The 12,293-nt window shown below is 60.8% G+C and carries 8 protein-coding genes; 2 read left to right on the top strand and 6 right to left on the bottom strand.

The genetic code is table 11. The features are described 5' to 3' along the window. Positions 1 to 51 precede the first annotated feature (51 nt). The 4 genes from AC4BCN_RS20180 to AC4BCN_RS20195 form a co-directional block, all read right to left on the bottom strand. Positions 52 to 723 carry a formate dehydrogenase subunit gamma gene (locus tag AC4BCN_RS20180; RefSeq protein ID WP_490491601.1) on the bottom strand — a complete coding sequence of 224 codons (672 nt, stop codon included), beginning with the start codon at positions 721 to 723 and terminating at the stop codon, positions 52 to 54. Further along, positions 710 to 1,633 (bottom strand): formate dehydrogenase subunit beta, encoded by a 924-nt coding sequence (gene fdxH, locus AC4BCN_RS20185; protein ID WP_128142584.1) that lies wholly within the window; start codon positions 1,631 to 1,633, stop codon positions 710 to 712. Before fdxH ends, AC4BCN_RS20180 begins: the two co-directional genes overlap by 14 nt. A gap of 13 nt (positions 1,634 to 1,646) precedes the next feature. Next, positions 1,647 to 4,718: a formate dehydrogenase-N subunit alpha gene (fdnG, locus tag AC4BCN_RS20190; RefSeq protein ID WP_485878116.1), complete on the bottom strand. Its 3,072-nt coding sequence runs from the start codon at positions 4,716 to 4,718 to the stop codon at positions 1,647 to 1,649. Positions 4,719 to 4,998: 280 nt separating this feature from the next. After that, positions 4,999 to 7,158, bottom strand: a complete 2,160-nt coding sequence (locus tag AC4BCN_RS20195) for a TonB-dependent receptor (RefSeq protein WP_490491602.1) — start codon at positions 7,156 to 7,158, stop codon at positions 4,999 to 5,001. A 382-nt stretch (positions 7,159 to 7,540) separates the two neighbouring features. Between AC4BCN_RS20195 and AC4BCN_RS20200 the strand changes: the two genes are divergently transcribed. Beyond that, positions 7,541 to 9,256 carry a methyl-accepting chemotaxis protein gene (locus AC4BCN_RS20200; protein WP_490491603.1) on the top strand — a complete coding sequence of 572 codons (1,716 nt, stop codon included), beginning with the start codon at positions 7,541 to 7,543 and terminating at the stop codon, positions 9,254 to 9,256. Positions 9,257 to 9,281: 25 nt separating this feature from the next. On the opposite strand, the gene AC4BCN_RS20205 is transcribed toward AC4BCN_RS20200, so the two are convergent. Together AC4BCN_RS20205 and AC4BCN_RS20210 are read right to left on the bottom strand one after the other, a co-directional pair. Then, positions 9,282 to 9,734 carry a hypothetical protein gene (locus AC4BCN_RS20205; protein ID WP_051991793.1) on the bottom strand — a complete coding sequence of 151 codons (453 nt, stop codon included), beginning with the start codon at positions 9,732 to 9,734 and terminating at the stop codon, positions 9,282 to 9,284. A gap of 33 nt (positions 9,735 to 9,767) precedes the next feature. Continuing rightward, a complete protein-coding gene (locus AC4BCN_RS20210; protein WP_490491604.1) occupies positions 9,768 to 11,255 on the bottom strand; it encodes a SulP family inorganic anion transporter in 1,488 nt (495 codons plus the stop codon). 459 nt (positions 11,256 to 11,714) lie between these two features. On the opposite strand from AC4BCN_RS20210, the gene AC4BCN_RS20215 reads away from it, so the two are divergent. Further along, a complete protein-coding gene (locus AC4BCN_RS20215) occupies positions 11,715 to 12,269 on the top strand; it encodes an inclusion body family protein (protein WP_092714238.1) in 555 nt (184 codons plus the stop codon). The last annotated feature ends 24 nt before the right edge of the window (positions 12,270 to 12,293 follow it).

The raw sequence follows: 12,293 nt of genomic DNA on the forward strand, positions 1-12,293 counted from the left end.
GACGGGTCTGACCCCAGCTCTTGCACTTGGGGCTAATCGTAAGCAAAAAACCTACTTTCTCGTATTGCGAATGACAGCCTCAAACCACTTCGGATGGTGCTTGCGCGCCCAGCCGTAGGTGACGGTGCCGCGCACCATGGCGCCGATCGAGCCCTTGACCCACAGGGCCGCGTAGATGTGCACGATGATGGCGCAGATGATGGCAAACGCGCAACCGGCATGCAGCAAGGCGGCAAAGCGCACCACGTCGATCGGGAAATAGAACGCGAAATACGCGCGCCAGATCACGATGCCCGACAGCAGCAAGCCGATCATGCTGGCCAGCAGCACGAAGAACAGGATCTTCTGGCCGGCATTGTATTTGCCGATCTTCGGAAGCTTCTCTTCGCGGTTGTTGAGCACGTCGTCCATCTGTTTCAGCCACTGCTTGTCGCCGTCCTCGAACTTGTTGTGGTGCCAGAAGCGCACCACGAGGATCGCGAACGAGACGAACATCACCAGGCCGGCGAACGGATGCAGGATGCGCGTCCATTGCCCGCCGCCGAACAGGTTCGCCAGCCACGCCATCGACGGATGGAACATGGCCAGCCCGGACAGGGCCAGCATGACGAAGGTGATGGCGGTCACCCAGTGATTCGTGCGCTCGTTCGGGTTGTAGCGTTCGATCAATGGATTGCCATCCTTGTCGCGCAGCTTGCCATCATGCAGATCACTGTGGCTCATGGTCTTCCTCCCGTATGCGCTTGGCCTCTTCCAGCGCTTCGTGCTCTTCGTCCTTGCTCACTTCGTTCGGACCGACACGCGTGTAATGGAACAGCCCTGCCAGAGCCGTGGCGGCCATGCCGGCCACCGCCAGCGGCTTGGACCAGCCCTTCCAGAAGCCCACCATCGGGCTGATGCGCGGGCGTTCCGGCAAGTTCGAATACAGCTTCGGCTTGTCGGCATGGTGCAGCACGTACATCACGTGCGTGCCGCCCACGCCCAGCGGATCGTACAGGCCCGCGTTCTCGAAACCGCGCGACTTCAGGTCGACGATGCGCTCTTCCGCATGCACCTTCATGTCTTCCTTGGTGCCGAACACGATGGCGCCCGTCGGACACGTTTTCACGCAGGCCGGTTCCTGGCCCACGGCCACGCGGTCCGAGCACAAGGTGCACTTGTAGGCGCGGTCGTCCTTTTTCGAAATGCGGGGCACGTCGAAAGGACAGCCGGCCACGCAGTAGCCGCAGCCGATGCAGTTTTCCTGGTGGAAGTCCACGATTCCGTTCGTGTACTGCACGATGGCGCCCGGCGCCGGACAGGCTTTCAGACAGCCCGGGTCCTCGCAGTGCATGCAGCCGTCCTTGCGGATCAGCCACTCGAGGTTGCCGTCGTTGTTTTCGTGTTCGGCAAAACGCATCACCGTCCACGATTGCGGCGTCAGGTCCGTCGGATTGTCATAGGTGCCATGGTTTTCGCCGACTTCATCACGCAAGTCGTTCCATTCCATGCACGCCGTCTGGCAAGCCTTGCAGCCGATGCACTTCGACACATCGATCAGCTTGGCCACCGTGCCCGTCACCGGGGTACGCGCTTGCGGCGGCGTCACCGTGGTGGCGGACAGGCGCCGGATATCTAAGGATTGCAGTGCCATTATCGATCTCCCATCATGCTTTTTCCACCTTCACGAGGAAGGACTTGAATTCCGGCGTCTGCGAATTCGCATCCCCCACGCCCGGTGTCAGGGAATTAATCAGATACCCCGGCTTGGCCACGCCCGTAAAGCCCCAGTGCAGCGGCAGGCCCACGGTATGCACCTGCTTGCCTTCGATCTTCAAGGCCTTGATGCGCTTGGTGACGACGGCCTTGGCGATGATGTGGCCGCGCTTGGACGTGACACGCACCTTGCCGCCGGCAACGACGCCGATGCTGGCCGCCAGTTCCTCGCCGATTTCCACGAACTGTTCCGGCTGGATGATGGCATTCAGGCGTGCATGCTTGGTCCAGTAATGGAAATGCTCGGTCAAACGGTAGCTGGTCGCCACGTGCGGATATTCCTCATGCGTGCCGAACAGCTTGCGGTCGTCGGCAAACACGCGCGCGGCAGGATTGCTGGTCGCTTGCGGGTTTTTCGGATGCATGGGGTTGTAGCCGAGCGGATTTTCAAACGGCTCGTAATGCTCGGGGAACGGACCTTCGGCCATGGCGCCACGCGCAAAGAAGCGCGCCACACCCTCGCCCAGCATGATGAACGGCCCCATGCCGTTTTCCGGCGGTTCATCGACCTTGAAGTCGGGAATATCGGCCCCGCTCCAGTTCGTGCCATTCCACTCGATCAGCTTGCGGGTCGGGTCGAAAGGCTTGCCCTTCAAGTCGCACGAAGCGCGGTTGTACAGCACGCGGCGGTTCGCCGGCCACGCCCAGGCCCAGCCCAACGTCTGGCCGATGCCGGTCGGGTCGCTATTGTCGCGCCGTCCCATCTGGTTGCCCGCCTGCGTCCAGCTGCCGGCGAAAATCCAGCAACCGCTGGTGGTCGTGCCATCGTCGCGCAATTGCGCAAACGAGGCCAGCTGCTCACCCTTCTTCACCAGCAGCTTTGTCGGATCCTTCGGATCGTACAAGTCGGCCAGCGCCTTGCCGTTGAATTCGCGGGCGATTTCTTCGGGCTGCGGGTTATGCGGCTGCGCATAATTCCACGTCAGGTTGACGATAGGATCGGGGAACTTGCCACCCTCTTTCTGGTACATGCTGCGCATGCGCAGGAACAGGCCCGACATGATCTCGAGGTCGCTGCGCGCCTGGCCCGGCGGTTCGGCCGCCTGCCAGTGCCACTGCAAGACGCGCGAGGAACTGACGAGCGAACCGCGCTCTTCGGCGAAGCAGCTGGTCGGCAGGCGGAACACTTCCGTCATGATCTTGGTGGGATCGACTTCGTGGTACTGCCCGTGCGCCTTCCAGAATTCGCCCGTTTCCACGGCCAGCGGATCCATGATGACGAGGAACTTCAGCTTCGACAGCGCTTCCGTGACCTTCTGCTTGTTCGGCGCGGACGCCAACACATTGAAGCCCTGGCAGATATAGCCCGTCATTTTGCCTTGGTGCATGTTCTCGATCGCTTGCATCAAGTCATACGGCTTGTCGAGCTTCGGCAGGTAGTCGAAGGCGTAGTTATTGTCCGCCGTGGCAAAGTCACCCCACCACGTCTTCATGAAGCTGACGTGGAATTTGCGGTAATTGCTCCAGTAGCTGAGCTGGTTCGGCCGCAGCGGCTTGGTGGCGCGCGCGGCGATATAGCCATCGAAATCCTGCTCGGACTCATTCGGCAAGGTCATGTAGCCCGGCAACAGGTTCGACATCAGGCCCAGATCGGTCAGACCCTGGATGTTCGAGTGGCCGCGCAAGGCGTTCATGCCGCCGCCGGCGATGCCCATATTGCCCAGCAACAGCTGCACCATGGCGCCGGTGCGGATGGTTTGCGCACCCGTCGAGTGGTGCGTCCAGCCCAGCGCGTACAGGATGGTACCGGCGCGTCCCGGCACGGCGGTCGAAGCCAGGGCTTCCGCCACCTTGTGGAACTTGTCGGCCGACACGCCGCACGTACGTTCGACCATCTCGGTCGTGTAGCGTGCGTAGTGCTTCTTCATCATCTGGTAGACGCAGCGCGGGTGTTCCAGGGTCGGATCGACCTTGGCATAGCCGTCTTCGCCGATCTCGTAGTCCCAGGTGGCCTTGTCGGTGTACTTGCCTTTTTCCTTGTCGAAACCCGAGAACAGGCCGTCCTCGAACGCATAGTCTTCGCGCACGATGAAGGGCATGTCCGTGTAGTTGCGCACGTACTCATGCTGGATCTTGTCGTTCGTCAGCAGATAATTGATGATCGCGCCGAGGAAGACGATGTCCGTGCCGGTACGCGTGGCGCAGTAGTAATCTGCCACGGATGCGGTACGGGTAAAACGCGGATCGACAACGATCAGCTTGGCCTTGTTATGCGCCTTCGCTTCCGTTACCCATTTGAATCCGCAAGGATGTGCTTCTGCTGCATTGCCGCCCATGACCAGGATCACGTCGGCATTCTTGATATCGACCCAATGATTCGTCATCGCGCCACGGCCAAACGTCGGGGCAAGACCTGCCACCGTCGGTCCGTGTCATACACGCGCCTGATTATCAAAGGTCAGCATCCCCATGCTGCGCACTGTCTTGTGGGTCAGATACCCGACCTCGTTGCTGCCGGCGGACGCGGCAAGCATGCCGGTGGAGAGCCAGCGGTTGACGGTCTTGCCGTCGGCATTCTTTTCGATCAGGTTGGCGTCACGGTCATCCTTCATCAGGCGCGCGATCTTGTCGAGCGCCACATCCCAGGAGATTGGTTGCCATTCCGTGCCGCCCGGTGCGCGGTACTCGGGCACTTTCAGGCGGTTCGGGCTGTGGATGAAGTCGACCAGGCTGGCGCCTTTCGGGCACAGGGTGCCGCGGTTCACCGGGTGATCGGCATCGCCTTCCACGTGGATGATGCTGGAGACGGCATTTTTCGCGCCGTCGCCCAGCCCATACAGCAGGACGCCGCATCCTACCGAACAGTAGGGACAGGTATTGCGTGTCTCGGTCGTGCGAGACAGCTTGTATTGCCGCACTTCCGCCATCGCCTGGCCCGGTGCGAAACCGAGCAGAGCGAGGCTGGAACCAGCAATGGTCGCGCCAGTTACCCGAAGGAACTGGCGCCTGGACATCTGAACCATATTCAGGCCTCTATGATGTGAGTAAATAAAAGTCATACGGCGCCGTAGTCGTGTCATATCACCAAGATATAAGCACCATGCCTGTGCCGTATGACATCATTTTACCCCTCAATCCCGATCAAGGCTCAGTTCGCCGGAGAAAGTTTCCTTTAGTCAACGTTAATTTGACGGTACCGAACGTTCCCTCTAAACAATGCCAGCCTGCCCCGCGCGCTTGCACATCGCCACCCACCCATGCAAAAAAACCCGCTCGCAAGCGGGTTTTCGGGGGCAGAAAAAGTTACAGGCTGTAGCGCAAAGTCAGCGCCACATTGCGCGGCGCGCCCGGCAGACTCAGGTTCGGGCTGGAACCGTGGCCCGAGACGATGTAGCGCGTGTCGCCGATATTGTTGACGTTCAGCTGCACTTCATAGCGGCCCGTGCGGTATGCGGCCATGACGTCGGCCGTCACGTAGCCTGGCAGCACCACCGTGTTGCCCTGATTGGCGAAGCGGCTGCCGACGGCATTCGCGCCACCGCCCACCGTGAAGCCGTGGCCCAGGTCTTTCGTCACCCACAAGTTGGCCATGTTGCGTGCCGTCAGGGTAGCGCGCTTGCCCTTGATGGCGACGGCACTGGCCGTCGTCGTGCCCGGCACATTCACGCTGCGGTCGACGGCGATGGAATCGGTGATGGTGGCGTCCAGCCAGGCGTAGCCGGCCATCATTTTCCAGCCATCGTGCAAGTCCGCGTTGAAGGTCAGTTCCAGGCCATCGGTGCGCTGCGTGCCGACAGGCACGATGCGGTTCGTGATCGGGTCGCTGGTCTTGATATTGTCGCGTTCCAGGCGGAACAGCGACACGGTGGCGTTGGCGCGGCCGCCCCACAGCTCATACTTGGCGCCCACTTCCGTGTTGCGCGTGGTTTCCGGCGCCAGGTCGGCATTATTCGCGGCCAGGGCGAAATTCTCGCCGCTAGGCTGGAACGAGCGGCTCCACGACGCGTAGTACGACTGCACGGCGCTGGGTTGCCAGACGAGCCCGGCGCGGGGGCTGTAAGCCGAATCCGTGCGCGACAGATTGGCCGTCGTCACACCAAGCGCATTGGCCAGGCGCGACTGCTGCTTGTAGCGGTCGTAGCGCAGGCCGGCCAGCGCCTTCCACTCGTCGCTGATGCTGATGGCGTCCTGCACGTAGGCGGCGGCCGTGTCGTAGGTACCGAAGGTATCGCTGCGCACGCCCAGCTTGCTGCGGTTGACCTGCGGCAGGACGGGATGGAAGATCGACACAGGCTTCGCAGGTCGCCACACAGCGTCGACGGCCCAGCTGATGGCATCCTTGTTTTGCTTGCCGAATTCGGCGCCGTACAGCACTTCATGGCGCAAGGTGCCCGTGACCAGCTTTTGCGTCAGTTCCGTCTGGTTGAACCAGCCGCTCTCGTCACGGTTCAGCTTGGCGTGACCGAGGCTCATCGTGCCCTTGACTTCGTTGACGTTGCCGGAAATATTCGTGTTGTTGCGGTCCAGGTGGTAATCGTAGTAGCGGAAGGCATTGCGCAGCGACAAGCTATCGCTGAACTTGTGCGTCAAGGTGGCGGCCGTGGACACGACGCGCGACTGGCTGAAGTCCGCATCGCGGGCATTCGCGGCGCCAAAATAGGTGCGCGCATCGACGGCGACGGGGCTGCCCTGGTAGGACGGGATGCCGAAGTCCGTCAGGCGGCGGTCTTCCAGGTAATCGCCCTGCAGCAGCAATTTGGTGACGCCGGACAGGCGGACGGCGACGGAAGGCGACAGCGCCGTGCGGTTGATGAATTGCTGGTCGCGGTAGCTGTCCGACAATTCGCGCGCGCCCGTGAAGCGCCAGTCCACGGTCTCGCCGACACGGCCCACGTCGACTTCGCCGCGGCGCCCTGCCGTGTTGGTCAGGCTCAAGGCCACGTCCGTGATGTCCACGCCCGGCTTCTTCGTGATACGGTTCACCAGGCCACCCGAGGAACCGCGGCCGTACAGCACGGCGGCCGGTCCCTTGATCACTTCCAGACGCTCCACATTCGACAGGTCGCGGAAATACAGGGCGTCATCGCGGAAGCCGTCGACGAACTGGTCGCCGATGGCCGTGAAGCCGCGGATGAATATCTGGTCGCGCTGGCCGTCGCCCGTGGACAAGCCCACGCCGGGGATGTTCTTCATGATGTCCTGGATCGACATGGCGTTCTGGTCGCGGATGACGGCGGCCGGCACCACGTTGATCGTCTGCGGCACGTCGCGCAGGGCCATTTCCGTCTTGGTGCCGCTGGCGGAGGTGGCGGCGACATAGCCATCCTTGTCCTTCGATGCCGTCACGGTGACGGCTGGCAAACTTTCCTGCGCCCAGGCCGCCAATGGCGTGGCGCCCAAGGTCAAGGCGCCCAGTACGGCGATGGTGATCGGTTTGAATCCTGGCTTGCGACGTTGCTGCATACAATTCCCTGGTCGATGTTTTAATACGAATGATTATCATTAGTATTTTATCAGGCAAGCATGCCTAAAGTAAGCACTTCTGTAAGTGATAGTACTTATGGACTAGGTACTTGATGTAAAAACACAACAGGAAATCAATATCAAAAAATAATTAAAATTGCTTTGAAAAACTATTTCCCTGCGTCAATGCTATACTTGCGGCTTGCTGGGCAGCGGTCAGCCTGACCGACATGCCCCTTGCTTCACCTCCAACGCCACGCTCAGCGCGGCGCGCCGCACAGCCATCACGCGGCACCCGAAGACCCCGATCCCCTGCGCCTTGCGGCGCCTGTCCGCCCCTGCTGGCGGCGGCGATCATGACTATTAAACTGTTAGGAATTACATGAAAAACCTGAACATCGGCAGCCGCCTTGGCGTCGGCTTTGCTGTCGTATTGCTGTTGCTTGCCGCCTTGACCATCACCGCCCTCGTGCGCATGCAAACGGCCAGCGACCTGACTTACCGCCTCATCAATACCAGCATCAAGAACCAGCGCATGGTGGCCGAATGGTCGAAGATCATTGAACTCAACAGCGTACGCGGCGTCGCCTCGTTCGAGATCACCGATCCTGTCGTGCGCGCCAAGATCGAGGAAGACTTGAAAGTCGATGCGGAGCGTTCCAGCAAGCTGCAGGACGACATCGTCGCCTCCCTGCTCAACCCGGCCGTGATCGAGCAATTCAAGGTCGTGCGCAAGGTGCGCACCGACTACGTGACGACGCGTGCGCGCGCCTTCAAGATGAAGGCCGACGGCGACATGGCGGGCGCCAAGGTCGTGTTCGACAAGGAAGTCGCGCCGATCACCGTGGCCTATCTGGCCGAAGTCAAACGCTTCGCCACCATGCAGATCAAGGCTGCCGACGGCGTCGGCAACAGCATCATCGAGGCCTACAGCGGCACCCGCGTCTTCCTGATCACCATGGGCGTGCTGGCCGTGCTGATGGGCATCGGCTTCGCGTGGTGGATCACGCGCTCGATCACCGGCCCCATCCGCGCTGCCGTGAAAGTGGCGGAAACCGTGGCAGCGGGCGACCTCACCAGCACCATCACGGCGCAAGGCCGCGATGAAACGGGCCAGCTGATGCATGCTTTGAAAACCATGAACGACAGCCTCGTCGGCATCGTGGGCCAGGTGCGCAGCGGCACCGACACCATCGCCACGGCATCGGCGGAAATCGCCGCCGGCAACCAGGACCTGTCGTCGCGCACGGAGCAGCAAGCCAGTTCGCTGGAAGAAACGGCTTCGTCGATGGAAGAACTGACCTCGACCGTCAAGCAAAACGCGGACAACGCGCGCCAGGCGAATAAACTGGCCGGCGACGCGGCCGGCATCGCCAGCCGCGGCGGCGCCGTGGTGGCCGAAGTGGTCGCCACCATGAGCGAGATCAATACCTCGTCGAAGAAGATCGTCGACATCATTTCCGTCATCGACGGCATCGCCTTCCAGACCAACATCCTGGCACTGAACGCAGCCGTGGAAGCGGCGCGCGCCGGCGAACAGGGCCGCGGCTTCGCCGTCGTGGCAACGGAAGTGCGCAACCTGGCGCAGCGCTCGGCAGCGGCGGCAAAAGAAATCAAGGGCTTGATCGACGACTCCGTGCAAAAAGTCGACGTGGGCACGGACCTGGTCGACAAGGCCGGCAAGACGATGGAAGAAATCGTGCAAAGCATCGGCTTCGTCACGTCCATCATGAGCGAGATCAGCAACGCCAGCGAAGAGCAGAGCGCGGGCATCGAGCAAGTCAACCAGGCCATCTCCGAAATGGACCAGGTGACCCAGCAAAATGCGGCGCTGGTGGAAGAAGCGTCGGCAGCGGCCGAAGCGATGCAGGAACAGGCGAGCGAACTGGCGCAGGTGGTCAGCGTCTTCCGCCTCGACGCCAATGCGGCGGCGACCGACCGTTTCAGCGCCAAGGCGGCGCAGCGCAGCGCGCCGGCCACTCCGACAACTGCGGCCGCACCAGCCCGCAAGGCCTCGGCTCCTGCCCTGCGCCTGCCCGTGACACGCACCAGCAGCAAGGCAACGGCACCGGCCGAAGGCGAGTGGGAAGAGTTCTAAATTTTCTTCAGCAAGCCCTGCGGCATCAAGCCGCGCGGGCTTGCGCTTGGGCGATCAGTGCCGCCAGTTCGCGCGGCACGGATTGCCCCAGGAATTCCAGCGCCAGCGCCTCCGGATCGATGGCGGCGTCCGCTGGCAAGCCATGCTCGAAACCGCCCACCATGGTGCGGCAAAAATGCGGCGACTCCGCCCGCGTTTCCACATACCAGCAGCCCGCATGGCCTTGCACGAAGTATTCGCCGATAAAGTAGCCGAGCATGGTTTTCACCCATTGCCAGCTTTCGTCGCGGATGACGATGGTGCGCATGGCCGCATCGATGTACGGCAGGTATTCGGCCGCATTGGTCAGCACTTCGTGCGCGGGCTGGATGCCCAGGCGCTCGACAAAGTTCACCAGCGACGCGCCCAGCGCGTCATAGTAGGCATCAAAAGCCGTTTGGCTTTGCTGCAATAATTGCTCTTGTTCGTACGACAGCATTCACACTCCACAGACATTCAACAATCGCCTATTTTACGCCACGCTCACATCGACACCAGCCCGCTGCAGCAAGGCCTGGTTGCGGGGAGACAAATGCGTCACCTGCAGGTGCTTGCCCGCCTTTTCATAACGCTCATACAAGGCTTCGATGGCGGCGATGGCCGAGTGATCGGCCATGTGCAGGTGCCGGCAGTCGAGGATGACGCGGGCCGGGTCGGTCGCCGCCTGGAACAGTTCCAGGAAGTGCGTGGTCGAGGCGAAAAACAGGGTGCCGTGCGGCAGGTAGACGCGCACGCCCGCGCCAGTGTCATCGATGTCGGCACGCATGTCGCGCGCATGTTGCCAGGCGAAATTCAAGGCGGCAATCACGATGCCGCACAGCACGGCCAGCGCCAGGTCCGTGAACACCGTGATCACCGTCACGGCGACGATCACCAGCGCATCCTGCAACGGCACCTTGCCCAGCACGCGCAGCGAGCCCCAGGCAAACGTCTGCTGCGCCACGACGAACATCACGCCGACCAGGGCTGCCAGCGGGATGCGCTCGATCAGCGGCGACAGGAACAGGATAAACAATAAAATCATCACGCCGGCCGTCACGCCCGACAGGCGCGAGCGGCCGCCCGAGCTCAGGTTGATCATCGTCTGCCCGATCATGGCGCAGCCGCCCATGCCGCCAAAGAGGCCCGAAACGACGTTCGATGCACCGAGGGCGATGCATTCGCGGTTCGGCTGGCCCCGCGTTTCAGTCATCTCATCGGTAAGATTAAAAGTGAGCAAGGTTTCCAGCAAGCCCACCATGGCCATCAGCGCCGCGTACGGGAAGATGACGTGCAAGGTGGCCATGTCCAGCGGCACCGTGGGCCAGTGGAGTGCTGGCAGGCCGCCGGCGATATGCGCAAGGTCGCCCAGGGTGCGCGTAGGCAGCTGCAAGAAATGGCTGAGCACGCCCACGCCCAGGATGGCCACCAGCGCGGGCGGCACCGCCTTCGTGATGCGCGGCAGCACGTAGACGATGGCCATGGTGAGCAGCACCAGCGCGCCCATTACGTACAAAGGACTGCCTTGCAGCCAGGTTTCACCTTGCGGCGTGGCCTGGCGGAAGTGTTCCAGCTGGGCCATGGCGATGACGATGGCCAGACCATTCACGAAGCCCAGCATCACCGGGTAGGGCACCATACGGATCAATTTCCCAAGGCGCAAGATGCCGAACAGCGCCATGATGATGCCGCTCAACACCACGGTCGCCAGCAGGTATTGCACGCCATGCTGGGCCACCAGGGCCACGATGACGACGGCCATGGAACCGGCGGCGCCCGAAATCATGCCGGGGCGCCCGCCAAAGATGGCCGTGAATGCGCAAATGATGAAGGCGCCATACAAGCCCATCAGGGGATTCAGTTGCGCCACGAGGGCAAAGGCGATGCATTCGGGCACCAGCGCGAATGAGGTGGTCAACCCCGCCAGGACGTTTTTTTGTATGTTCGAGAACCACTCGTCCCGAAAAGTTGCGTTGATCATTGATACACATCCAGGGTCGGAACAGAGAAATGCGCGCGCGATGCACAGTCATCGGGCGCAGCCATGCCAGCGGTCGTCAAAACGAAGCCATGCCGAGGTCGCACGCAGAGGAAAATCGTCGGTGACTACATGGGATTGGCGGACAGAGGAAGATTCAGCAGCGCCATGCGGCGCGGCCGAGCCTGCACACATTATACAAGATGCAGCCGGGCCCGATGGACGGCGCGGCGGCGCGCAGCGGGAGCGGACACTGGCAAACAAATAATGTTTCCAATAGTTTTATTTTTAAAATAAAAACAATTTAAGTGGAATATTTTAAATAATCTCCGCCGTTTCAATTGGAGAGTATCTATTCAATTTTCTCCACTATTCTACTCAGCAGTGGTGGAGACTGTTGACCACATTAAAAAACGGGGCGTATCCGAAAAGCCAGACGAGTAGGGAAACTCAGGAGGAATCATGACCGACGCGCAATTATATGCCAGTAATATTACAATCAACATTCTCGTTGTAATAGACACCGATCTGATCATGGCCCAGCATCCACGTCAGACGAGTCCCGACCAGACCAAGCCTGTTGGCCTGGCGCATACCAGCCAGTACATGATTGCCACCGACCCGCGCGGCATCAATAGCGGGCAAGGCACCGCCGACCTGAGTTTCAAGGCCAATGTGGGCGACTTCGTCTCGTTCACCGGCGCTTCCATCTATGACAACGCCGATTCGGCCGTCATTGTCTACGGCATCAATTACTGGAATGGCGACAAGGTCTTCAATACCTTTGTTTCCAATACCATTACACGGAGAAATGCGGCCGTGCCGAATACGGATTCGTCGAATGGTTTGCCGGCCGTACAGCAATCGCGCAATTTCTCCAATTTCACGGCGCAGGTATCAAAATCGGGCACGGAAAATTTCTACGTCTATATTGCCGTATATAGCCTGAATGACGATGGCCAGACGCAAAGCCTGTATGGTTATTTTTATTGGGATCCACAGATTACTGTCGGTTAGTCATTTCCCGGAAACCAAATAAAT

Source organism: Janthinobacterium sp. Bl 1, assembly GCF_058215535.1.

What these genes read in the sequence shown, in the direction of transcription:
- AC4BCN_RS20180 (WP_490491601.1), bottom strand. Translation starts at nt 723, where the DNA reads ATGAGCCACAGTGATCTGCATGATGGCAAGCTGCGCGACAAGGATGGC.
- fdxH (WP_128142584.1), bottom strand. Translation starts at nt 1,633, where the DNA reads ATGGCACTGCAATCCTTAGATATCCGGCGCCTGTCCGCCACCACGGTG.
- AC4BCN_RS20195 (WP_490491602.1), bottom strand. Translation starts at nt 7,158, where the DNA reads ATGCAGCAACGTCGCAAGCCAGGATTCAAACCGATCACCATCGCCGTA.
- AC4BCN_RS20200 (WP_490491603.1), top strand. Translation starts at nt 7,541, where the DNA reads ATGAAAAACCTGAACATCGGCAGCCGCCTTGGCGTCGGCTTTGCTGTC.
- AC4BCN_RS20205 (WP_051991793.1), bottom strand. Translation starts at nt 9,734, where the DNA reads ATGCTGTCGTACGAACAAGAGCAATTATTGCAGCAAAGCCAAACGGCT.
- AC4BCN_RS20210 (WP_490491604.1), bottom strand. Translation starts at nt 11,255, where the DNA reads ATGATCAACGCAACTTTTCGGGACGAGTGGTTCTCGAACATACAAAAA.
- AC4BCN_RS20215 (WP_092714238.1), top strand. Translation starts at nt 11,715, where the DNA reads ATGACCGACGCGCAATTATATGCCAGTAATATTACAATCAACATTCTC.